The 22,560-nt window shown below is 66.9% G+C and carries 18 protein-coding genes; 16 read left to right on the forward strand and 2 right to left on the reverse strand.

Annotated elements, in window-relative coordinates:
- Window positions 1-40: 40 nt before the first annotated feature.
- Window positions 41-1,750, reverse strand: a complete 1,710-nt coding sequence (locus tag ACYUME_RS14115; RefSeq protein ID WP_460419365.1) for a sulfatase-like hydrolase/transferase — start codon at window positions 1,748-1,750, stop codon at window positions 41-43.
- Between the two features lie 385 nt (window positions 1,751-2,135).
- Here ACYUME_RS14115 and ACYUME_RS14120 point away from each other — a divergent pair, with 385 nt between their 5' ends.
- Genes ACYUME_RS14120 through ACYUME_RS14195 form a run of 16 tightly spaced genes read left to right on the forward strand, consistent with a single transcriptional unit; the run spans window position 2,136 to window position 20,148 of the window.
- Window positions 2,136-3,485, forward strand: coding sequence for a UDP-glucose dehydrogenase family protein (locus tag ACYUME_RS14120; protein WP_460415217.1), 1,350 nt, complete (start codon window positions 2,136-2,138; stop codon window positions 3,483-3,485).
- Window positions 3,482-4,546 carry an NAD-dependent epimerase gene (locus ACYUME_RS14125; protein WP_460415219.1) on the forward strand — a complete coding sequence of 355 codons (1,065 nt, stop codon included), beginning with the start codon at window positions 3,482-3,484 and terminating at the stop codon, window positions 4,544-4,546. The genes ACYUME_RS14120 and ACYUME_RS14125 overlap by 4 nt, the downstream gene beginning before the upstream one ends.
- Window positions 4,543-5,289: a sugar transferase gene (locus ACYUME_RS14130; RefSeq protein WP_460415221.1), complete on the forward strand. Its 747-nt coding sequence runs from the start codon at window positions 4,543-4,545 to the stop codon at window positions 5,287-5,289. Before ACYUME_RS14125 ends, ACYUME_RS14130 begins: the two co-directional genes overlap by 4 nt.
- 1 nt (window position 5,290) lies before the next feature.
- The gene (locus ACYUME_RS14135; RefSeq protein ID WP_460415223.1) at window positions 5,291-5,938 is read left to right on the forward strand and encodes a CpsD/CapB family tyrosine-protein kinase; all 648 of its coding nucleotides are present in this window, start codon (window positions 5,291-5,293) and stop codon (window positions 5,936-5,938) included.
- A gap of 22 nt (window positions 5,939-5,960) precedes the next feature.
- Window positions 5,961-6,980 carry a polysaccharide biosynthesis/export family protein gene (locus ACYUME_RS14140; protein WP_279882232.1) on the forward strand — a complete coding sequence of 340 codons (1,020 nt, stop codon included), beginning with the start codon at window positions 5,961-5,963 and terminating at the stop codon, window positions 6,978-6,980.
- A gap of 14 nt (window positions 6,981-6,994) precedes the next feature.
- Window positions 6,995-8,569: a GumC family protein gene (locus ACYUME_RS14145; protein WP_279882231.1), complete on the forward strand. Its 1,575-nt coding sequence runs from the start codon at window positions 6,995-6,997 to the stop codon at window positions 8,567-8,569.
- Window positions 8,566-9,801, forward strand: coding sequence for a glycosyltransferase family 4 protein (locus tag ACYUME_RS14150; RefSeq protein WP_460415226.1), 1,236 nt, complete (start codon window positions 8,566-8,568; stop codon window positions 9,799-9,801). Before ACYUME_RS14145 ends, ACYUME_RS14150 begins: the two co-directional genes overlap by 4 nt.
- Entirely contained in the window at window positions 9,798-11,168 is a 1,371-nt protein-coding gene (locus tag ACYUME_RS14155; RefSeq protein WP_460415228.1) for an O-antigen ligase family protein, read from the forward strand. The genes ACYUME_RS14150 and ACYUME_RS14155 overlap by 4 nt, the downstream gene beginning before the upstream one ends.
- Window positions 11,165-12,130 carry a glycosyltransferase family 2 protein gene (locus ACYUME_RS14160; RefSeq protein WP_460415230.1) on the forward strand — a complete coding sequence of 322 codons (966 nt, stop codon included), beginning with the start codon at window positions 11,165-11,167 and terminating at the stop codon, window positions 12,128-12,130. The genes ACYUME_RS14155 and ACYUME_RS14160 overlap by 4 nt, the downstream gene beginning before the upstream one ends.
- Window positions 12,123-13,259: a glycosyltransferase gene (locus ACYUME_RS14165; protein WP_460415232.1), complete on the forward strand. Its 1,137-nt coding sequence runs from the start codon at window positions 12,123-12,125 to the stop codon at window positions 13,257-13,259. The genes ACYUME_RS14160 and ACYUME_RS14165 overlap by 8 nt, the downstream gene beginning before the upstream one ends.
- A 9-nt stretch (window positions 13,260-13,268) precedes the next feature.
- Window positions 13,269-14,279, forward strand: coding sequence for a polysaccharide deacetylase family protein (locus tag ACYUME_RS14170; protein ID WP_460415234.1), 1,011 nt, complete (start codon window positions 13,269-13,271; stop codon window positions 14,277-14,279).
- Window positions 14,276-15,580, forward strand: coding sequence for a lipopolysaccharide biosynthesis protein (locus ACYUME_RS14175; RefSeq protein ID WP_460415236.1), 1,305 nt, complete (start codon window positions 14,276-14,278; stop codon window positions 15,578-15,580). Before ACYUME_RS14170 ends, ACYUME_RS14175 begins: the two co-directional genes overlap by 4 nt.
- On the forward strand, window positions 15,577-17,487 hold the full coding sequence (locus ACYUME_RS14180; protein WP_460415238.1) for a hypothetical protein: 1,911 nt from the start codon (window positions 15,577-15,579) through the stop codon (window positions 17,485-17,487). The genes ACYUME_RS14175 and ACYUME_RS14180 overlap by 4 nt, the downstream gene beginning before the upstream one ends.
- A 34-nt stretch (window positions 17,488-17,521) precedes the next feature.
- On the forward strand, window positions 17,522-18,211 hold the full coding sequence (locus ACYUME_RS14185; protein ID WP_279882224.1) for a GNAT family N-acetyltransferase: 690 nt from the start codon (window positions 17,522-17,524) through the stop codon (window positions 18,209-18,211).
- A 4-nt stretch (window positions 18,212-18,215) separates the two neighbouring features.
- Window positions 18,216-19,382, forward strand: coding sequence for a GNAT family N-acetyltransferase (locus ACYUME_RS14190; RefSeq protein WP_460415240.1), 1,167 nt, complete (start codon window positions 18,216-18,218; stop codon window positions 19,380-19,382).
- Complete coding sequence (locus ACYUME_RS14195; protein ID WP_460415242.1) at window positions 19,354-20,148, forward strand: ChbG/HpnK family deacetylase; 795 nt, start codon at window positions 19,354-19,356, stop codon at window positions 20,146-20,148. The genes ACYUME_RS14190 and ACYUME_RS14195 overlap by 29 nt, the downstream gene beginning before the upstream one ends.
- A 137-nt stretch (window positions 20,149-20,285) precedes the next feature.
- Here the strand turns inward: ACYUME_RS14195 and ACYUME_RS14200 are convergent, their stop codons facing one another.
- Complete coding sequence (locus tag ACYUME_RS14200; protein WP_279882221.1) at window positions 20,286-22,511, reverse strand: putative bifunctional diguanylate cyclase/phosphodiesterase; 2,226 nt, start codon at window positions 22,509-22,511, stop codon at window positions 20,286-20,288.
- Between the last annotated feature and the right edge of the window lie 49 nt (window positions 22,512-22,560).

Consider the following 22,560-nt stretch of genomic DNA (forward strand, 5'->3'; position numbering starts at 1 on the left):
CGCAGAGCGGCCCAGATAAACGCCAGATATTCTTATGTAATCAATCCGCCTTGCCCACCGGCATCGGCTGCGCCGCCAGAACACTGGCGGGAGTGACGATCTGTCCCAGGTCGATATGACGGAAATCCGGCTTGGCTCCCAAGCGTGCATTGAAGCGCACGTTGAAGGTGAACGGATCCTCGGTCGGCATATCCAGTGAGCGACCGTACAGCGCGCTCACCTGAGCACCGTCATACCCCATCAGTTTGAGCAGCGTGGGGAACAGGTTGTAGTGACTGGAGGCGTTGCGGTTGACCTCCAGGTGCCCCTGCCAGTCGAGCGTTCTCAGCCCCTGCCCCTGAATCACCACCAAGGGCACCAAGCCTTCCTCCGGCACCGGATCGCTGTCGCAGTGGGTATTGAGCCCCGGGTTGCCACGCTCATGCAGGTCCTGGCCATGGTCGGAGGTATAGAGCACCACGGCCTGGCTCAGATCGGCCTCGGCGAACAGGCGCCGGAAGAACTCGCCGACGTTCCACAGCACGGTGTTCTGGTAGGCGTTGCGGTACAACACCCAGTCCTGGGAAGTGCCGTCGAAGCCATCACGCGTGCCGGTGTCGGCGATGTCGACGAAGCGACCGCGAGGCAGGGCCGGCTGGTACTTGAGAAAATCGTCGGGATACTTGTCGTGCACCGGGAAGTGCGCACCGACCTTGTTCACCACGATCAGTTGCGCCTTGCCATCCTTGAGCAACTCGACCAGTTTCGCCTGCGCCGCCATGTCACGCTGCACGACGGGCGTCTCGTCGAACTGGATGAATTGGTCGATGTCGCGTTTTTCGGCGGCGTCCATCAGATTCTGCAGGTTGCCGTTGGTGCGCTGGCCATCGATGTAGATCGTGCCCAGGCCCGCGCGCTTGGCGTACTGCCAGATCGACGGCTGGGTCGAGTTGATGCGCAGGTAGTCGCCTCGCGTCCCGCCATAGCGCAGGGTGACGTTGGTATCGGCGCTGCAGTTGGCGATGGACGCGGCATAGCCAAAATTGACGATACTCACCCCAGGCTGGGCTTGCGCCAGGTGACTGGTGACCCCAAGGGGGGTGTTCAGGTCCAGGTAGTTGCCGGAAATGCTCTCGTCGATCAGCAGCACGATGTCCCGCGCCATGGGCGGGCCGGATTGCGCCAGGGTCACCGGCTGGCGCGGTCCGACATGATCGTGCAGGGACTCATAGCTGAACAGGCTCAGGTAGGCCAGCGGGGTATACATCACTGGCAATCCGCGAGCCCCCTCGCCCGCCCGCACGAACAGGATCGCGATCAGCACCAGCAGGGCCAACACCGGCGCCAACGGCGGCAACATGCTCGGCAGACGGGGCCTGGCGCCGGGGCGCAGGCCGAGGCCCAGCAGCAGCAACAGCGCCCGCGCCGCGGCCAGGGTGATGGCGTAGTGGTACTGCTGCAGCGCCTCCTGCACGAAGCCGCCGGCATAGACCATGGAAACGAACGCGCTATAGGTCAGGTAGGAATCGGTGATGCGGGCATAAGCATCGAGAAACACCGCACTGACCGCGAAGACCACGGCCAAGGACCAGCGCAGCCAGCCAGGGCGCGTGAAGGCCGCCAGCAGCAGGGCCCCGGCCAACACCGCGAAGACGCCCAGGTACAGCACCAGTGCCAGGCCAATACCCAAGGCTTCTATGCGCTCCAGGTAATAGGCATGAAAGCTGCCCAGATAGGCGAGCAACAGCAGAATCTTGATCCATCCGCGCATGTTTTCGGCCACTCCGGTCATGGAATTCTCCTCAAACCGTAGCAGCTGTGAAACAAACCACAACGTGAAAAAGTCAATTTTCCGACGATATCCCAGCTCTGGAATCTGGCACCTGTCGCAAGCTGCTGTTGATTATCCCTATCGTCTGCAACCCGCTTATTTAGCCGCATTGAACCGTTCATCGGTTCGTCGAACGGCCAATTGCCACTAGCTATGTTCGCTAAGACCCGGATTGGAAACGGGTTGGTGGCAGATGGCCCGTTTTGCTGGGGTCTGTAAATTCGACGAAACATGCCATTGCTTTGACGCAAATCCTCCCAGCTGAGCTATACCGAATTCACACCACTGTTTCATCTCCCTTACTCATCCATTCGAGGCACTGCGCATGGACGTGAGCGTTTTTGGCACCGGTTATGTAGGACTGGTACAGGCAGCAGCCCTGGCGGACGTTGGCCACAGGGTGCTGTGCGTGGATGTCGATACCCACAAGATCAATCAGTTGCGCCAAGGCGTCCCGCCCATCAGCGAGCCCGGCCTGTCGGACCTGCTCGAGGACAACATCAAGGAAGGCCGCCTGCTGTTCAGCACCCAGGCCAGCGATGCGGTCAGCCATGCCGAGCTGATCTTCATCGCCGTCGGCACGCCACCCGACGAAGACGGCTCGGCGGACCTGACCCATGTGCTCAACGTCACCCGGCAGATCGCCGCGCTGATGGAGACCGACCATACCCTGATCATCAAGTCCACCGTGCCGGTAGGCACCGCCGACCAGGTCATGGCCCTGGCCCGCGACGAGCTGCAGCGCCTGGGCAAGAACCAGTTGCAGGTGCGCGTGGTGTCCAACCCCGAGTTTCTCAAGGAAGGCAGCGCCCTGGCCGACTGCATGCGCCCGGACCGGATCATCGTCGGCACCCTCGACGAAGTCGCCCATGACCAGCTGGCCGAACTGTATGCGCCGTTCTGCCGCAATCACGAAAAGCTGATGTTCATGGACAACCGCAGCGCCGAGCTGACCAAGTACGCCGCCAATGCCATGCTCGCCACCCGCATCAGCTTCATGAACGAGCTGGCCAACCTCAGCGAGCACCTGGGCGCCGATATCGAGGCGGTCCGTCGCGGCATCGGCTCCGACCCGCGCATCGGCTACCACTTCATCTATCCCGGCTGCGGTTTCGGCGGTTCCTGCTTCCCCAAGGACATCAAGGCCCTGCTGCACACCGCCGCCCACAGCGGCATGCCACTGCGCCTGCTGCAGAGCGTCAGCGAAGTCAACGACCAGCAGCGGCGCATTCTGTTCGCCAAGCTCAAGCAGCGCCTGGGCGGCCTGGCAGGCAAGGCCATCGCCCTCTGGGGGCTGGCCTTCAAGCCCAACACCGACGACATGCGTGAGGCCCCCAGCCGTTACCTGATGGAAGCACTGTGGGCCGAAGGCGCCACCGTGCGCGCCTACGACCCCGAGGCCATGGACGAGTGTCGGCGCCTGTACGGCTACCGTGACGATCTGCATCTGTGCGCCACCCGCGACGACACCGTGCAGGACGCCGATGCCCTGGTGATCTGCACCGAATGGAAGAACTTTCGCGTGGTCGACTTCTCGATGCTCGCCGACAAGCTGCGCGCGCGGGTGATCGTCGATGGCCGCAACCTGTACAACCCCGAGCAGGTCGCCGCCCACGGCCTGCACTACAGCGGCATCGGCCTGCGCCAGGTCGCCCCGCAGGCGGACGCGCCATGAGGGTGCTGGTCACCGGCGCGGCCGGTTTCATCGGTGCCCACACCTGCCGTCAACTGCTGCTCGACGGCCACCAGGTGGTGGGGCTGGACAGCTTCAACGACTACTACGATCCGTCGCTCAAGCACGCCCGCGTGCATTGGGTACGGCAGACGGCCAGCGACTTCACGCTGCATCGCCTGGACCTGAGCGACCGCGATGGCATGGCCTGGCTGTTCGCCAACGAGCGCCCCGAGGTGGTGGTGCACCTGGCGGCCCAGGCCGGCGTGCGCTACTCGCTGCAGAACCCGCAGGCCTACCTGGACAGCAACCTGGCGGGCTTTCTCAACATCCTCGAGGGCTGCCGCCGTCACCCGGTGCGCCATCTGCTGTACGCCTCGTCCAGTTCGGTCTATGGCGCCAACCAGTGCACGCCCTATCGGGTGGAGGACGCGGTGGACCATCCACTGTCGCTGTACGCCGCCACCAAGAAAGCCAACGAGGCCATGGCCCATAGCTACAGCCACCTGTTCGGCATCCCTTGCAGCGGCCTGCGTTTCTTCACCGTGTATGGCCCCTGGGGCCGCCCGGACATGTCGCCCATGCAGTTCGCCCGGGCCATCAGCGAAGGCCGGCCGATCCAGCTGTTCAACCATGGTCGCCACCAGCGCGACTTCACCTACATCGACGACATCGTCGAAAGCCTGGTGCGGCTGATCCCCCTGCCGCCGGTCGCCGACCCGCAGTGGGACGCCTTCGCCGCGGATGCCGCGAGCAGCCACGCGCCCTGGCGCCTGTACAACATCGGTGGGCAGCGCCCGGTGGAGCTGCTCGACTACCTGGCCCTGCTGGAAAAGCACCTGCGCCGCAAAGCGGTGATCGAGCTGATGCCGCTGCAGCCGGGCGATGTGCTGGCCACCTGCGCCGATGCCAGCGCCCTGGCCAGGGTCACCGGTTTCACCCCACAGATAGGCCTTGATGAAGGGCTCGGGCGCTTCGTCGCCTGGTTCAAGAGTTACTACTCGCCCGCCGCCAGCGAAGCGGCGCCCACGGGCGAGCAGCCAGATCAGCGGAGGGCGGTATGACAGGACAACCCAAGAGCGCGCAACTGCAGGCGCTGTACCAGGACAAACGCATGGACCCGGCGCATCGGCAGCGCATCGATGCGGCCATTCACATGCAGGGCCGCGGCTGGATCACCGGGCGCGCCGGTGGTCGACCGTGGACCCTGTCGCGGACCAACCGCGTGCTGTCGTGCCTGGCCGCGCTGACCCTGCTGCTGTTGCTGTCGCCGCTGTTCCTGGTGCTGGCGGTGCTGATCAAACGTTCGAGCCCAGGCCCGGTGTTCTTCGTGCAGAAACGCACCGGTTACCGTGGCCGCGCCTTTGGCATGTTCAAGTTCCGCACCATGGTCGCCAACGCCGAGGCGCTGAAAGACTCGCTGCGCCATCTGAACAAGCACGGTGCCGACTCGATCGACTTCAAGATCGACAAGGACCCGCGCATCACCTCGATCGGCGGCTGGCTGCGGCGCAGCAGCCTGGACGAGCTGCCCAACCTGATCAACGTGGTCACCGGCGACATGCGCCTGGTCGGTCCGCGCCCCACTTCGTTCAACGCCTACCGCTACCACGACAGCCACCTCGCGCGGCTGTCGATCTACCCGGGCATGACCGGCCTGTGGCAGATCTCCGGGCGCAGCAACATCGACTTCGACCAACGCGTAGAGCTGGACCTTAGCTACATCAACGAACAGAGCCTGATGCTGGACCTGAAGATCCTGCTCAAGACCCCGTTCAAAGTCTTCACTGGCCACGGAGCAAGCTGAGATGGACGGTTCAACTTCAAGAAGCCTGACGATCGCTACCCCAAGCGAAACCAACCTGACCGCCACCGTGCTCGACCTCGACCAGCGCACCCTGCTGCTGACCGCGGCCAACACCGGCAGTGGCACCAGCACCAGCGCCCTGGCCTTCGCCAGCCAGCTGGCACTGATGAGCGCGGGCAACGTGCTGCTGATCGATGCCAGCCTGACCCCCGGCGGCCTCAGCCAGCAACTGGGCCTGACCAAGCTGCGCGGCTACAGCGACCTGCTGTTCGACCAGGACACCCCGCCCCTGGCCCAGGACTGCATCGTGCGCCTGTCCGATCAGCCATTCGATGTGCTGCCCACCGGCACCTGGAAGCGCGGCCGCGACCGCCTGGACCCCGAGCAACTGCGCGTGCTGCTGCGCCAGCTCAGCGCCCAGTACCGCTTCGTGGTGATCGACGGCGAGGCCATCTACGCCAGTGCCGACAGCCTGGTGATCGGCACCCTGGTCGACGGCGTGATCCTGGTGGTCACCGCCGAGGAAACCCGCTGGGAAGTTGCCCAGGCCGCCGCCCAACGCCTGACCCAGGCCGGCGCGCGCCTGATCGGCAGCGTGTTCAACAAGCGCAAGTACTACATGCCCAAGTGGCTGTACGACAACCTCTGAGAGGCCGCACAGGATGAACGCCATGAGATACCCATCGATTGCCCTGTGCGTGCTGGCCCTGACCGGCTGCGCCAGCCAGGAAAGCCGCGAGATGCCGGTGCAGATCCTCACCGCGCCGGCGGCGGAGAGCCAGGCCACGGAGGTTGCCCGGCGCGAGCAGGTGCTGCGCCCGCAAGACGTGCTGGAAGTGATCTTCCATGTCAGCAACCGTTCGGCCGGGGTGTACCGCATCCAGTCCGGCGACACCCTGGACCTGAACTTCATGGCCGCCAGCGGCCTGAACGGCAACCAGCTGGTGCAGCCCGACGGCACCATCACCCTGCCCAGCACCAACTCGGCGGTACGCGTCGAGGGCATGACCCCGGGCCAGGCTGAAAGCGCGATCCGCCAGGCCTATCAGGACAAGCGGGTGTTCAAGCCCAACCGCGACCAGGTCACCGTGCGGGTGCTGAGCCCGATGACCGACGAAATCAACCTGAAGAACGCCCTGACCCACCCCGGCACCGGCATGAGCCGCGACATCACCGTGGGCAACGACGGTCGCGCCACCTTCCCGGAAATCGGTTCGGTGCCGCTGCAGGGCATGACCGTCAACCAACTGCGCGACTACCTCAACGAGCGCTATGCCAGCCTGCCCGGACGCATGAGCGTGGACGTGCTGCTCAAGTCCACCGCCGCCAACGAGATCTATGTGCTCGGCGAAGTCGGCCAGCCCGGCGCCTTCCAGATCCGCCGCCCGGTCTCGGTGCTCGAGGCACTGACCCTGGCGCGAGGCCCGACCCTCAAGGCCAAGCTCGGCTCGGTGGTGATCATGCGCCGCGAAGGCAACACCGTTCACGCCGTCAACTATGACGTCGACCAGGCGCTCTCCGGCGGCAGCCAGAAACTCGCCTACCTGCAGCCCGAAGACATGCTCTATGTGCCCAAGACCAAGCTGGCCAGCGCCGCCGAGCTGTCCCGGCAACTGGCCGACGTGGTGCTGTTCCAGGGCTTCGGCTTCAGCTTCAGCTACCGCGTAGACAACAAAGAAAGCGACGACTGACCGGGGGACGGACCATGACCACGCAACCGAAAGAAAACTATGTGCATGAGTTCTTCCGCATCTTCTTCGCCAACCGCCAGTTGGTGAAGCGGGTGTTCCTGGTGTTCGCGGTGATCGCCGTGCTGTTGCCGCTGGTGCTCAAGCAAAGCTACGACATCACCGCCGAAGTCATCGTGCAGTCGAAGAAGCTCTCGCAGAGCGACACCACCTCGGCGCTGGGCCAGCAGGCCGACCAGTTCATCCCACCGTCGCTGGCCGACATGGAGACCGAGAGCAACATCCTGCGCTCGCCCACCCTGATCCGCCAGACCCTCGGCGAGCTGCGCAAGGAGGGGCACTACCCCGACGAACCCGGCCTGCTGCGCCGCGCCCTGATCGATCCGCTGCGCCATGGCGTGATCGAGCCGCTGCACCGGGTGTTCGGCAACAACGTGGCCGATGACCGCGATACCCAGCTCGACGCCCTCACCGACCAGGCGGTCAAGGACCTCAAGGTGGAAACCCTGCCTGGCTCCAACGTGATCTCGATCACCTACAGCGCCGACGATGCGAAACTGGGCACGCTGTTCGTCAGCCGCCTGCTCGATAACTTCCTGACCAACCGCCAGGACCTGCAATCCAACGAGTTGCCCGAAGCCTTCTATGAACAGAAGAAGCTGCACTACCAGGCTCGCCTGGGTGACCTGGAAAGCCAGCGCCTGGGCCTGCTGACCGCCATCGGCTCGTCGGACCCCAAGGAGGAGATCACTTTCCGCCTCAATGCCATCAACACCGAGGAACAGGCGCTCAACCTGCAACGTGATCGCCAGCTGCAGAACCAGAAGTGGCTCGATTACCTGCAGACCAGCCTGGCCGCGGCCAGCAAGGCGAAGATGGCCGACTACGCGTTCCCCTACACCTTCACCACCACGGTCGACAACGTGGCCTTCGAGGACCGCGAGATCAAGCAGCTCGGCGAGCAGCTGACCACCCTGCTGGCCCGCTACAACGGCGATGCCACGGTATTCCAGCCAGGTTCCGACCAGATGGTGCTGGCCCGCCAGCAGATCGCCCAGTTGCGCGCGCAGTTCCTCAAGATCGTCGAGAACCGCATCCGTGAGCGGCAACAGGATCTGGCCGTGACCCAGCAGGTGATCAACCAGAAGACCCAACGCATCGCCGACTACACCGATCGCATCCACCAACTGCGCGAAACCCAGAGCAAGACCCGCCAGCTGGACACCGAGATCGACGCGCTGCACAAGGCCTTCTCCACCTATGCCCAGCGCTATGAGGAAAGCCGTGGCCAGGGCCTGCTCGATGGCAGCCAATCCAACGCGCGGATCCTCAGCGCACCTTACGAACCGGCCTCGGCGAGCTTCCCGAAACCTGGCCTGATCATTCCGTTCGGCCTGGTCACCGGCCTGTTGCTGGCCATCGCCGTGGTCTACGTCAAGGAGTTCTTCGACCACCGCTTCAAGCATCCGGCGCAGATCAGCCACGAACTGGGCCTGCCGGTGCTGCTGGTGATCAACGACCAGACCCCGGCCCTGCCCAACCCGCACAAGAGCTGGTCGCTGCCACGCCTGTGGCACTGGGTGCGCAATTGAACGCCGCGCTGCATGCCGGCAGCCGGCCGATCCTGCACCTGCTCGGCAGTGGCGGGTTCTACGGCGCCGAGCGCATGCTCCTGGACCATTGCCAGGCCACGCCCGGTCGGCATCGGGTGTTGTTCCTCGATGCCCCGGCCGATCTGGTGGCGCGTTTTCGCGAGGCCGGGGTCGAGTGCGACACCTGCCACGGGCTGGGGGCGGTGCTCAAGGAACTTGGCGCGCGCCGGGCCGAGCGCCCACTGGTCAACAGTCACAACTTCAAGGGCCAACTGTTCGGTTGGCTCGGCGCCACGCTGTGGCGCCTGCCGATGGTCAGCACCCAGCATGGTTTCACCCCGCGCAGCCGCAAGCAGCGTTTCTACACCTGGCTGAGCCTGCAACTGTGCCGCACGCCCACGGTGGACACGGTGGTGTGCGTGGCCGAGAGCATCGCCCGCATCCACCGCGATGCTGGCGTGCCCGAGGCCAAGTTGCAGGTGATTCCCAACGGTCTGCCTGAAGCCCGCACGGCTGATGAAGATCATGTAGGAGCGGCCTTGCGTCGCGATGGGCCGCAAAGCGGCCCCAAGGCCACCCACGCCGATAAGTCAGGCACATCGGATTACCTAGCGGCGGCGGCCGCTTCGCGCCCGATCGCGACACAAGGCCGCTCCTACAGGGATTGCGATCACGACCCAAAACCCTGGCTCGCCGCCTACGTCGGCCGCCTGTCCAGCGAAAAAGGCCCCGACCTGTTCCTCGATACCCTGATCCCGGTGTGCCAGCGTCACCCGCAGGTCCACGCCGTGATGCTCGGCGAAGGCCCCGAACGCGAAACCCTGCAGGCCCGCATCGACGCCGCCGGTCTTGCCGGGCGCATTACCCTGCCGGGCTTCCAGCGCGACATGCGCGCCTGGATGAAACGCCTGGACGCCCTGGTCATCAGCTCGCGCACCGAAGGCACGCCGATGATCCTGCTCGAGGCCATGCAGGACGGCGTGCCCGTGGTGGCCTTCGGAGTCGGCGGCATCCCAGATGTCATCGAGCATGGCCGCAACGGTCTGCTGGCCGCACCGCTGGCCAGCGACGAGTTGGGCACGCACCTCGAGGCCCTGCTGCAGGACCCCGAGCAAGCCGCCGAACTGGTCGCCGGCGCACGCCAGACGCAACGCGAACGCTACCACCTGCCGACCCTGGCGCAACGCTGGGCCCTGGTCTATCGGGGCACGGCCGAGGAGGTTGTCGCATGATCATTCCCCTGTCGCTGGTGGCCTTGGTGGCCCTGCTGAGCCTGGGACTGCTGGCCAGCCCCTACCCGTTCCTGGCCCCCGGCGGCGTGATCGGCCTGGCCGGCGTGCTGGTGCTGTACCGCAAGCCGGCCTGGGGCCTGTTGGCCATCGCCACCCTGGTGCCGCTGGAAGGGCTGCTCAAGGATGGCCTGGTGTCCGGCGCCAAGCTGGTGGGCATCGGCCTGGTGCTGATCCTCAGCCTGCAACTGGCGGTACGCCAGTTGCCTGGCGAGCGCCTGCGCAGCAACCAGTGGCGCCTGCTGCTACCGTTCATGGCCCTGTACCTGCTGAGCCTGTGGGCCAGTGACGACCTGGCCCTGTCGGGCGGACACCTGCGCGAACTGCTGGTGGGCCTGGTGGTGTTCGTCATCACCCTGCTGGTCGGTCGCGACCTCAACCTGCCGATGCTGGCCCGACTGATCACCGTCAGCGTCTGCGTCACCTGCCTGTTCGCGATCTTCTCCACCAAGTACCAGGAGCAAGGCCGTGCCTCGGCCATGCTCGACCCCAACGCCTTCGCCCTGCTGATCACCATCGCCATGCCGCTGGGGCTGTGGCTGGCGATCAAGGCCCGGCAGATCCCGGTCAAGCTGTTCTGGGCCGGCTGCTGCCTGCTGCTGCTGGTGGGCATGACCAAGACCGAATCGCGCTCTGGGCTGGTGGTGCTGCTGATCAGCCTGGGCATCGTGCTGTACAACTACCGCGAACAGCTGACACGCATTCGCCCGCGCCACCTGGGCTTCGCCATGCTCGGCCTGGCCATCGTCCTGCCCCTGGGCGTGGCCCTGATGCCGGCAGGCTATGCCGAGCGCATCCAGTCGCTGATGCTGCTCAAGTCCGGGGTCAACGCCCACCAGGACGAGTCCCTGGGCCGGCGCGCCTCCTACCTGGTGGTGGGCAAGGAGATGATCAGCCACAGCCCGCTGCTTGGCACCGGCCCTGGCACGTTCCCGCTGCACTACGCCGACACGGGGTTCTCCAAGGCCTTCGCCCCGGTCAACAGCAAGACCACCGACCTCTACCGCCGCGCCCACAACACCTACCTGGAGCTGTTCAGCGAGGTCGGCCTGCCGGCGGGCCTGCTGTTCGTCGGCATGATCGCCCTGGCCCTGCGCAACTTCTGGCGCGCGCGCGCCGCCTTCCGCGCCGCCGGCGACCCTGACCAGGCCGACCTGATGACCCACCTGACCATGAGCATGCTGGCCATCGGCCTGTTCCTGATGTTCCTCAGCGCACCGAGCCACAAGTACCTGTGGCTGATGCTCGCGCTCTCCAGCGTGCTGCTCGGCCAGGCACGCGAACGGCAGTCCACGGAGGTGACCCGATGAGCCGGGTGAGCATCGTCATCCCGATGTTCAACGAGGCCCGCCATATCGGCCGCACGCTGGACGCCGCGCGCCGCTCGGCCAGCGCGGCGGGGCTGGCCTGCGAGCTGATCGTGGTGGACAACGGCTCCAGCGACGACGGCCCGCGGATCGCCCGCGAGCATGGCGCCCAGGTGCTGAGCCTGCCCGGCGTGGCCATCGGCGCCCTGCGCAATGCCGGCGTGCGCGCCAGCCAGGGGGAGTGGCTGGCGTTCCTCGATGCGGATATCGAAGTGCCCGAGCACTGGCTGGACCTGCTGCTGGACCTGCAACGCCGGGGCGATGGCGATGTCTTCGCCCTGGATTGCGACACCCCGCGCCATGCCCCGTGGTTCGCCCAGGCCTGGCAGCGCCGAACCCTGCGCACCGGCCAGACCGTGCAGGATTGCACCTGGCTGCCCACCCCCAACCTGCTGATGCGCCGTAGCTGGTTCGAGCAGGTCGGCGGTTTCGCCGAACACCTGCGCACCGGCGAGGACAAGGACTTCACCCTGCGCCTGCACGAGTCCGGCGCGCGCCTGCGCGTGCTGCGCCAACCGGCGGTGCTGCACTGGGGCTTCGAGGCCAGCTGGCGCGAATGGCTGGGCAAGGAGATGTGGCGCCAGGGCAGCCACCTGCAATTGCTCCGCAGCCATGGCGTGAGCCTGCGCCTGCTGCGCTTTCCGATGCTTTCGGTGGGGGCCTGGGTACTGGATGCCATGGCGTTGTCGGCGCTGCTCGATGGTTTCCCCCATGTGGCGCTGTTCCTGCTGCTGATCAGCGCCCTGCCCGCCCTGTTCCTGAGCCTGCGCCAGAGCCGCAGGCATCGCGACCTGCTACTGACGCTGCAGCTCTGGGGCCTGCACTGGCTGCGCCTGCACCTGGCGGGCGCGGCGTTCATCCTCAGCCTGTTCAACCGCACCGCAAGGAGGCCCGCCCGTGGCTGAGTTCATCTTCTGGCTTTGCCTGCTGCTGCCACTGTACGCCTGGGTTGGCTACCCGCTGCTGCTGACCCTGGCCGCGCCATTGTGCCCTCGGCGCACGCCAGGGCCGCTTGCCGCGCAACGGGTCAGCGTGGTGATCGCCGCGCACAACGAAGAGCGCCATATCGAAGCCAAGCTTGCCAGCGTGCTCGGTCAGGACTACCAGGCCGCCGAGCTGCAGGTGGTGGTGGCCAGCGACGGCTCCAGCGACCGCACCGTGGCCCTGGCTCGCGCGCAGGGCGATCCGCGGGTACTGGTGCTCGACTTGCCGCGCCAGGGCAAGGCCGATGCGCTGAACAGCGCCGTGCAGCACTGCACGGGCGAGTTGCTGGTGTTCACCGATGCCGACAACCAATGGTCGGCCAATACCCTTGGCCTGCTGCTGGCGCCTTTCGCCGACGAGCAGGTCGGTGGCACCGCCGGGCACATGATCATTCCCGACCCAGGCAAGGGCCTGAGCATCGGCGACAGCCTGTACCGCCACTACGAGGCCTGGGTACGCAAGGTGGAGAACCGCACCGGCTGCATGGTCTCGGCCGACGGCGCGCTGCTGGCCCTGCGCCGGGCGCTGTACCAGCCGATACCCAGGCAGGTCAACGACGATTTCTTCATCAGCACCTGCGCCCCGGCCGCCGGCATGCGCATCGTCTATGTGCCCGAGGCCGTGGTGCTTGACCAGGGCGTGGACCAAGCCGACAAGCAGTTCCGCCGCCGCCAGCGTGTCACCGTCGGCGGCCTGCTGAGCCTGGCCGCGCGCCGCGAGCTGCTCAACCCGGCGCGTCACGGCCTGTATGCCATCGCCCTGATCAGCCACAAACTGATCCGCCGCCTGGCTCCGGTGCTGCTCCTGCCGCTGCTGCTGGCCAACCTGTGGCTGGCCGCCGAACCAGGTTTCTATCGCCTGACCCTGGCCCTGCAACTGCTCGGCTATGCCGCCGCCATCGCCGGCCTGCTCGACGCCCAGCGGCGTCTGCCGCGCCCGTTTCGCCTGGCCGCCTTCGTGCTGGTCACCTTCGCCGGCATGAGCGTGGGCCTGTGGCAGTTCCTGCGCGGGCACAGCTACAGCCAATGGAACCCCGACCAGAATCGATGAGCGACGGACATGCCGATCAAGACCCACATCAAGCAGGCCAGTGGCTGGTTCTATTTCAAATCCCCGCGCGGACGTGCCGCACTGCGGGGCTCCGGGGTGATTCTCATGCTGCACCGGGTGCTGGCCGATGACGCCAGCGCCGCCCTGCCCCATCGCAACGAGCTGTGCGTCGGCCCCCGGGCCTTCGAAGGGCTGCTGCGCTGGCTGCCCCGGCATTTCGACTGCGTCAGTCTCATGGACCTGCTCAAGAGCCACGAGGAACCACGCGGCGACCACCGCCCCAAGGTCGCCCTGACCTTCGACGACGGCTGGCGCGACAACGCCGTCAACGCCTTCCCACTGCTGCAGCGTCACCAGGTGCCGGCGAGCATCTTCCTGTCCACCGACTACATCGGCAGCCGCCAGCGCTTCTGGTGGGAAAGCGTCGGCGAGACCCTGTGGGGCGCCCATGGCGAAGATGCCCGCCGCCAACTGATCGAGCGCCTGCGCAAGCTCGGCCGGCCATTGCCCGCGGCCTACTTCATGCACGACCACAGCAAGGCCCGCAGCCTGGTCCTGGCGCGCTACCTGCAGACCTTGAAGAGCCTCAGCCCCCAGGCCCTGCATGTGCTGACCGACGCCTGCCCACCGGAGTCGCTGCCCCAGGCCATGGACTGGCAGCAGGTGCGCGCCCTCGAGGACTCCGGCCTGGTGCGCTTCGGTCCGCACGGTGCCAGCCATGCCCTGCTGCCCTACCTGGACGACCACCGCCTGGACGAGGAGCTGCAACGCAGCCACGCGGCCCTCAACCAAGGTTGCCGCGAACCGTTGCCGGTCTACTGCTACCCCAACGGCGATCACGACGAGCGCGTGCGCGCCCGGGTCGCCGCGCACCGCTACCCCTACGCCCTGAGCACCCGTCCGGGGATCTGCCAGGGCCACGACGACCCGCTGGCCCTGCCGCGCATCGGCGTCAGCCAGCGCAACGCCAGCCGACCTTCACTGCTGGCCTGGCGCATCAGCCGTGGAGAGCGCGGATGAACCGCAACAGCTACCTGCGCCACCTGGCGCTGAGCATGGGCACCAAGCTTGCGATGATCGCCTTGCGCCTGCTGCGCAACGTGCTGCTGGCGCGCATTCTCGGGCCCAGCGAGCGCGGCCTGTTCGCCCTGCTCAGCACCCTGCCCGACCTGATCAGCGCCGCCACCAGCGGTGGCCTGAACAGCGCGGTCGGCTACCAGGCGGCCAAGCAGCGCGACATGGGCCTGCTGCTGACCCAGGTGCTGGTCTACGGCTGCCTGCTGGCCGGGCTGCTGACCCTGGCTTGCGTATTGCTGGTACGCGAGTTCGGCGCCGATCTGCAAGTCACCGTGCAGCTGGGCTTGCTGGCCTGGCTGTTGCTGCTGGCGGTGCCGATGACCGTGCTCAAGAGCGGCCTGCTGACCCTGCACAACGCCAGCGGCGGCGTCGGCGCCTTCAACGCCCTGCGCCTGTGCGAATCATTGGCGCCGCTGCTGCTGTTCCTCGGGTTGTTCTGGATGTGGCGCGACGATGCGCTGGAGGCCGCGCTGATCAGCTGGCTGTGCGGCATCGCCCTGGTCCTGGTGCTCGGCCTGTGGTGGCTGCGTCGCCAGCATCCATTGGCCTTGCGCTGGGACCGCGGCGGCCAGCGCGAGCTGCTGAGCTACAGTGCCAAGAGCCATCCCGACCTGCTGTTCCAGCAATTGATCCTGCGCTCGGACTACCTGTTCATCGGCGCCATGCTTGGCAGCACCGCCCTGGGCCACTATGCCATGGCCAGCGCCGCCGCCGAGCTGCTGCTGATCGTGCCCGAGGCGGTGACCACGCCGTTGATGAAGCGCCTGCTGCAACAGGATGCCGGCATGGAGAAAATCACCCCACTGGCGCTGCGCCTGACCGCCACGGTGATGCTCGGCGCCTGCCTGGGCATGGCGCTGATCGGCCACTGGCTGATCGTCACCCTGTTCGGCGCCGAGTACGCACCGGCCTACCCGGCGCTGCTGGCCTTGCTGCCGGGCCTGCTGGGACTGTGCTACGCGAGCATCCTGCGCCTGGACCTGCTGGGCAAGAACCGGCCCGGCACGGTCTCGCTGATGATGGGGATCGGCGCTGCCCTGAACCTGTTGCTGAACATCCTGCTTATCCCCACCTGGGGCATCGTCGGCGCGGCGGCGGCCTCGTCCATCGCCTACCTGGCAGTGACCGTGGCCATGCTGGTGCTGTACTGCCGCCTCAGCGGCGTGCCGCTGGGGCAGACCCTGATCATCCTGCCCTCGGACCTGGCCCCGCTGCGGCAGATGCTGCTACGGAGGGCGGCATGAGGATCCTGTTGCTGGCCGGCGCGCTGCTGGCGCAACCCGCGCTGGCCACCCCCGTGCAATGGGGCGACATTCGCGATGGCAGCCTGTACCTGCTGCCGACCCAGAGCGATGAGCTGCGCATCCAGTGGCGGCCCGCCTGGCAGGCCGATGCCAACCAGGAGCGCCTGTTCCTGCTGGACGGCCACGGGCGCCTGGCCGGCGAGCGCCTGATCCAGGCCGCGCAGGTACGCGGCGAACAACGCTGGCCCTTGCCGAGCGGCAACGGGGTCTATCGCCTGGAAGTGCCCGGCTACAGTTTCCGTGACTACCGTATCGAGCATCAGGAGAGCACCCGCGCGCTGTTCGCCCCGGCCAAGGTGCACTTCGCCGCCGAAGTGGGGCCGGGGGTCGCCCTGTACTTCCGGGTCAAGGCCGGCGAACAGGCCGTGCTGGCCGGCAAGTACCACGGCGGCGTCCACGGCCTGTTCGCCGAACGCCTCGGCGACGGGCGCCGGGTGCAGCTGGCGCTCAAGCCCTACCGCGCCTACTGGCGCTTCGACCAGCAGGCACTGCCCGCCAGCAAGCACGACGAAACCTGGCGTCTGGGCCTGCTGGGCAGCGGCAAGGCGGCGTTCTGGCTCGATGGCAGTGCCAACCTGTTCGCCCAGCGCGCCGAGGACCTTGGCGACCTGCCCCAGGCAGACGGCCAGGTACGCCTGACCCTGGGCGGCAAGGTCCTGGGGCCCACGCCACGGCTCGGCGTGGCCCTGCCCTATGTGCTGCCGCCCGCCAGCAGCTTCGCGGCGCTGGACGCCCTGCGCCCCCAGGCGGCCGGGTTCTACAGCTTCGTCGACGTGCTGCAACGCCAGCCCGATTTCGAGAACGCCTGGCGCAAGCTCTACCAGGAACGTTTCGGCATTCGCCAGGACATCACCCTGCTGGCCGGCAGCGCCCGGATCGCCGACTTGAGGAGCGACCGCACCAGCAACGACGCGCTGGGCGCCTGGCTGGAGGCGACCAAGGCCCTGGGCGGCAAGGGCACGCACTACCTGGCCTTCGCCGACGAACCCAACCTCAACTACCGCGATTACCCGAGCTATCGCGACTTCTTCCAGGCCATGGCCAAGCGCGTGCGTGACTACCCCGGTGCCCGCGAGGCCGGCGTGCGCATCGCCATGCCGGCGTCGTCGCGCTTGGTCGATGGCCCGTTCGCCGAGAACGCCAAGCAGCGTCGCGGCATCGACTGGGCCCGGCGCCTGCTCGCCGAACACGGCGAGCAGATCGACGCCCTGGCCTGGCACGAGTGGATGGTGCGCGACCTGCTGGCTACCCGCAGCTACCGCGACAGCGTGCGCCAAGCCGCGAGCCTGGTGGGGCTCGACGCCGCTGGCCGACCGCGCAAGGCGCTGTTGCTGGACCAGACCAACCTCTCCAGCGGCTCGAGCCTCAGCCCCTACGACCAGAACACCCACTACGCGGGCCTGTGGTGGACCTCGGTGGTGATCAACGCGGCCAGCGACGGCCTGCTCGACATGCTCAACTGGTTCCACGTCGCCGACGAGCCCGAGTGGCCCAAGGGCATGCTGCGCGACGCCGGCAACCAGCGCTACGAGCTCAAGCCCGTGGGCCTGGCGCAGCAGTTCATCCAGCGCCACTGGCTCGACCAGGTGCTGGCCCTGGACAACGATGCCTTCGAGGTCGATGCCTTGGCCATGGCCCGGCAGCGCCAGCGCAGCCTGCTGGGGGTGAACAAGGCCGAACGCCTGCAACACGTGGCGTTGACCCTGGACGACTGTCCCGCCGGCCAGCTGGAGCTGTTCGGCCCCGACAACCAGAGCCGCCGCGCCAGCTTCAGCTGCCGCGACGGCCAGATCCGCTTTCAACTGCCGGGGCAGACCGTGTTCGCCCTGACCTGGAGCGCGTCATGAGACGCACCTCGACCTGCCATTCCCAGGAGGCACCATGACTGCATTGACCAAGATCCAGGATCGCATCAAGCGCAAGGGACTGCGCGAAACCCTCGGTAGCGCCTTCAGGCACTATGTCTTCTACCACTGGGAGCTGCTGTGGATGGAGCGCGACCTGGTGAGCCCGGTCCCACCCCACCGCTTGAAGCCCTACGGTCCGTTGCGCATCGAGACCATCACCGCGCATAACGTAAAGGCCTTCGCCCGCCACTTCGGCGACCGGGTGGAAACCATGCGCGAACTGGCCGCCGAGGGCCACACCGGGCTGATGTTCCTCGACGACGACAACGATGCCGTGGCGTTCATCTGGGGCAGCAACCGCCACTATCACGACCGTCACTACTATGGCTGCTGGTTCCCGGTGGGGCCTGGCGAATTCTTCGAGTTCGGCGGCGAGCTGATCCGCCGCTACTGGGGCACGGAACTGTCGGTGGACCTGCAACTGGCGCTGTGGAAAGCCATGGCCGCCAAGGGCTGCACCAAGGTGGTGGACGTGTGCGAGCAGCACAACATCCCCGCGCTCAAGCTGCACCTGCGCATGGGCTACCAGGAGCAACGCCGGATCATGAACGTGTATTGCCTGTTCGGTCGCTGGAAGTTCTTCCGCGAAAGCCGCTACACCGAATCGCGCCTGGAGCCGCTGCGCAAGCCCGAGGCCGCCACCTCCACGACCACGGCGACCTGAACCCATGGCCTTGCAGCTGAAATGGTGCGCCTCGCTGCGCACCCACGACTTCCCCGCCGCCGAGTACGAGGCGCTGCGCAAGCGCCTGCCCGGCAGCACGCCATTCAACCACCTCGGCTGGCTGCGCGCCGCCGAGGCCGTCCTGCAGCCGGGGCAGCAACTGCAGGTGCTGCTGGGCTACCAGGACGAGCGCCTGTGCCTGTGCCTGCCTCTGGTACGCGCCCGCGAACCGTTCGGGCCGCTGTTCGCCCCGGTGGTGCGTCACCTGGGCTACCCGCTGAGCGACCGTATCGCCCTGCTCATCGACCTGCCGGCGCTGTACGCCGAGCAGGTACTGCAGGCCATCCGCAAGCGGCTGCCCCACGCGCTGCTGCAGCTGAGCGAAGTGCCGGACAGCGTCGAGACCCAAGGCTGGCTGCGCCAGTGGGCCAGCGCCAGTTCCACCTGGCAGCAGCGCCTGACCTGCCGCGTGCCGGTGCATCGCGTCAACGAGGGCGATCGCCAGGAAGTCAGCGGCGATCCACGCTACAAGCTACGCCGCGCACGCAAGCGCATCGACGCCTGCGGCGCTCGGGTACGCCGGGTGATGGCCGACGCCAGCAACATGCCGGCACTGCTCGACGCCATCAGTGCCGTGGAAGCCGTCAGCTGGAAAGGCGATGACGAGGTCGGCATCTTTTCCGGCACGCAACGGCGCCAGTGGATGTACCAGGCCTTCACCGCGCTGGCCGCCGAAGGCCTGGTGTGCCTGGTGCTGCTCGAACTGGACGGACGCTGCATCAGCTACCGCCTGGGCCTGCTCGAACGGGGCCGGGTATACGACTACAACCTCGCCTTCGTGCCCGAGCATCGTGACCTGGGTAGCGGCCGCGTGCTGCTCGAAGAATGGATTCACTGGGGTCTGGACGAGGACTGGAAGTGGATCGACGCGTCACGGGTCAGCCTGGAAAACTCCAGCCATCAGCTTCTCGAACGCATGACCGGCCAGATCGAGCAGTGGCGCCTGAGCAGCTACAGCTGGCGCCTCGACGGCGTCCTGCTGGGTCTGGCGTTGCGTGCCTGGCAATGGCTCAAGCCGCGCCTGCGCAGGACCACCCACACGCCTGGCACTGTCGCCCCCACCCCGCCACAGGAGCATCCCGATGCCGTCCCAGGTCATAGTCAACGCTGACGATTTCGGCCTCAGCGCCCATACCAACGCGGTCATCCTGCATGCCTTCCAGGCCGGCCTGATCAGTTCGGCCACTGCCATGGCCAACATGCCGGCCTTCCCCGCCGCCTGCGTGCTGGCCCGGCAACCGGCGCTCAAGGGGCGGATCGGGCTGCACTTCAACCTGACCTACGGACGCCCGCTGAGCCGGGCGATCCTTGCCGAGCCACGCTTCTGTGCGCCCCATGGCGAATTCGACCTACGCCTGAAGCAGCGCACCCTGCGCCTGTCCCGTCGCGAGCAGGCGGCCGTGGAAGAAGAACTCGAAGCACAGTGGAAGCACTGCCTGGACCATGGCCTGATGCCCAGCCATCTGGATTCGCACCAGCACGTGCACAACATCTGGCCAGTCGGCACGATCGTCGCCCGCTTCGCCCGCAGCCAGGGCGTGCCGGTGCGCCTGGCGCGCAATGTGGGGCACAACATCGGGCCACTCAAGCGGGCGTTCAAGACCCTGCTCAACCGCCGTCTGCGCCAGCTCGCCGGGAGCACCGCCGACTTCGTCTGCACGCCGGCCGACCTCAAGGCCGGCCTGGCGCCCGCGCATGGCGTGCTGGAGGTGGTCGCCCATCCCAGCGCGCTGGGCGGGCACGATTTCGGCGATGCCTACCTGGCCACCGGGGAGTCGTTGCTGGCCTTGGTCGAGCAGCGCCTGGGCCAGGTGCCGCGGGTCGGCTATGCGAGCCTTGGGCAGAGCGAGAGGCCAATGGCCGCGCTGCGTCCCTGACCCACGCCGGCCCTTGTGAGAGCAGCGGTGCCTGGCACCGGCCACGCCGGTGTTCGCGGGTAAACCCGCTCCCACGGCTTGAGGTCAGCTCGGTCGCTGTGGGAGCGGGCTTGCCGGCGAAGCGAGCAATGCGCTGCCTAGCGCCGTGCGTGGTTTTCGACCAGCCAGCGGTGCAGCGCCTCGGCCGGCATCGGTCGTCCGAGCAGGAAACCCTGGCCCTGGTCGCAACCGGCGTGACGCAGGAAATCGTACTGTTCCTGGGTCTCGATGCCTTCGGCGGTGATGCGAAAGCCCAGGGCGTGCCCCAGGTCGATGATCGCCCGGGCGATGGCCACCGCGTCATCGTCACCCGGCAGGTCCTTGATGAAGGCGCGGTCGATCTTCAGGTGGTCGATCGGCAACGCACGCAGATAGGCCAGCGACGAATAGCCGGTGCCGAAGTCGTCGACCGCCGTGGCCACGCCCATGCCCTGCAGCTGCGCCAGCACCGCGCAGGCCTGCTGCTGGCTTTCCATCAGCAGGCTCTCGGTGATCTCCACCTCCAGCAGGTTGGCCGGCAGGTCATGGCGTTCCAGGGCGCAGGCAAGGCTGGTCACGTAGTCGCTGCGTTCGATCTGCAAGGCGGCAACGTTGATCGCCAAGGGACCACACCCATCACCGCTGGCGCGCCATTCGGCCAGCTGCGCACAGGCCAGCTCCAGCACCCGTTCACCCAGCGGAATGATCAACCCGGTGCGTTCGGCCAGGGGGATGAACTCGCCAGGCGATACCAGGCCATGCTGGGGATCACGCCAGCGCAACAGGGCTTCCACCCCCTGCAACTGACCACTGAACAGATCGACCTTGGGCTGGTACCACAGCTCGAACTCATTGTGCTCCAGCGCCCGACGCAGGTTGCGCTCCAGCTCCAGGCGCTGCTGCAGGCGCTCGGTCATGTCCGGATGATAGGCTCGCCAGGCATCGCGCCCGGCTTCCTTCGCCGCGTACATGGCCGTGTCGGCGTGGCGCAGCAGACTATCGGCATCCTCGCCATGGCGCGGGCACCACGCCACGCCGATGCTGCCGGTGACCAGGGCGGCGTTGCCGTTGAGGTCGAAGGGCCGCTGCAGGCAGCGCAGCAGGGTGCGGACCTGCTGGTTCACCTGCCCTTGCGTGCCCTGCAGCATGAACACGAACTCGTCGCCGCCCAGGCGGCAGACACGATCCTGGCTGTCCAGCGCCTGCAGGAAGCGCGCGGTGGCCTGTTGCAGCAGCAGGTCGCCCAGCGGATGGCCGAGGCTGTCGTTGACTTGCTTGAAACCATCGATATCCAGCAACAGCACCGCCAGGCCGTGGCCCTGGGCGATGGCCTGGCCCAGTTGCTGCTGGAACAGCACCCGATTGGGCAGCCCGGTGATGGTGTCGTAGTGCGCCAGGCGCTCGAGCTGTGCCTGGTAGCGGCGCAGCTCACGGTTGCGCAGCTCGAGCAGGTGCTGCTTGCGGTTGAGCTGGGCGACGAACAGGCTGAACAACCCCGTGCAGCTCAGGGCGAACAGGAACAGCGGCGAGGCGAACAGGTCCAGGCCCGACCAGCCGCCCCGAGGCGCGGCCACCAGTTGCCACAGGCCACCGGGCACTTCCACGGTCATGCTGACCTGCGGGTCGTCGAACAGCTGCGGGTCGCCCCAGATCATGCTGCCCTCGGCGCCCTTGCCATCACCGCCACGCACCGCCAGTTCAAAGGCGGTGTCCGGGCGCAGGCCTGCGCTGAGCAGCAGCCGGTCGATGTCGGTCACGATCGACACGTTGCCCCAGTAGAACTGCACACCGCGCTTGCCGGCGACGAACACCGGTCGCCTATAGACGAGGGCCCGGCCGCCCTGCAGGATCGGCAAGGGTCCGGCCAGGACCGCCTGGAACTGATCGCGGGCCGACTGCAGCATGGGAAACTGATCGGGCAGCTGCCGATAGTCCAGCCCGATCAGCTGTTCGTTACCGGCAAGTGGATAGATGTCACTGATCACATCCGCCGGTGCCAGCGCGATGTGGCGCATGTACGGCACCGACTGCAAGGCGTCCCGGGCCATGCTGTGAAAGTGTGCCGGGCTGATGGCGCCATCGCTGGCAATCAGCTGGGCGATGCCCTCGGCCTCACCGAACGCCGCCCCCAATTGCGCCTCGAGCGCGCCGCGTATCCCAGCCAGGCGGGCAGCCAGGTTGCCCAGTTGCTCGCTGCGCTCGCGCTGGGCGTCAAGGTGCCCGAGCGCGACCGAAAGACCGATGCCGATCAGGGCGAAGCCGACTGGCAGCAGGCGACTCAGGGTTTGGTGCAACGCTCCCCGGCTGGGCGGCTGCTCATCATCAGGGAATCGGAAGGAGGTCATAGGTCGGCGTTGGCGATCGATGCTGAGGTTATCGGCGCTCGACGCACAA

The sequence above is a fragment of the Pseudomonas sp. microsymbiont 2 genome (assembly GCF_054788395.1).

Bases quoted from the DNA above. Each gene is read 5' to 3' on its own strand.
- ACYUME_RS14190 (WP_460415240.1), top strand. From the start codon at position 18,216: ATGGCCTTGCAGCTGAAATGGTGCGCCTCGCTGCGCACCCACGACTTC.
- ACYUME_RS14130 (WP_460415221.1), top strand. From the start codon at position 4,543: ATGACAGGACAACCCAAGAGCGCGCAACTGCAGGCGCTGTACCAGGAC.
- ACYUME_RS14120 (WP_460415217.1), top strand. From the start codon at position 2,136: ATGGACGTGAGCGTTTTTGGCACCGGTTATGTAGGACTGGTACAGGCA.
- ACYUME_RS14155 (WP_460415228.1), top strand. From the start codon at position 9,798: ATGATCATTCCCCTGTCGCTGGTGGCCTTGGTGGCCCTGCTGAGCCTG.
- ACYUME_RS14175 (WP_460415236.1), top strand. From the start codon at position 14,276: ATGAACCGCAACAGCTACCTGCGCCACCTGGCGCTGAGCATGGGCACC.
- ACYUME_RS14180 (WP_460415238.1), top strand. From the start codon at position 15,577: ATGAGGATCCTGTTGCTGGCCGGCGCGCTGCTGGCGCAACCCGCGCTG.
- ACYUME_RS14125 (WP_460415219.1), top strand. From the start codon at position 3,482: ATGAGGGTGCTGGTCACCGGCGCGGCCGGTTTCATCGGTGCCCACACC.
- ACYUME_RS14195 (WP_460415242.1), top strand. From the start codon at position 19,354: ATGCCGTCCCAGGTCATAGTCAACGCTGACGATTTCGGCCTCAGCGCC.
- ACYUME_RS14200 (WP_279882221.1), bottom strand. From the start codon at position 22,511: ATGACCTCCTTCCGATTCCCTGATGATGAGCAGCCGCCCAGCCGGGGA.
- ACYUME_RS14135 (WP_460415223.1), top strand. From the start codon at position 5,291: ATGGACGGTTCAACTTCAAGAAGCCTGACGATCGCTACCCCAAGCGAA.
- ACYUME_RS14170 (WP_460415234.1), top strand. From the start codon at position 13,269: ATGCCGATCAAGACCCACATCAAGCAGGCCAGTGGCTGGTTCTATTTC.
- ACYUME_RS14160 (WP_460415230.1), top strand. From the start codon at position 11,165: ATGAGCCGGGTGAGCATCGTCATCCCGATGTTCAACGAGGCCCGCCAT.
- ACYUME_RS14145 (WP_279882231.1), top strand. From the start codon at position 6,995: ATGACCACGCAACCGAAAGAAAACTATGTGCATGAGTTCTTCCGCATC.
- ACYUME_RS14115 (WP_460419365.1), bottom strand. From the start codon at position 1,750: ATGCGCGGATGGATCAAGATTCTGCTGTTGCTCGCCTATCTGGGCAGC.
- ACYUME_RS14185 (WP_279882224.1), top strand. From the start codon at position 17,522: ATGACTGCATTGACCAAGATCCAGGATCGCATCAAGCGCAAGGGACTG.
- ACYUME_RS14140 (WP_279882232.1), top strand. From the start codon at position 5,961: ATGAGATACCCATCGATTGCCCTGTGCGTGCTGGCCCTGACCGGCTGC.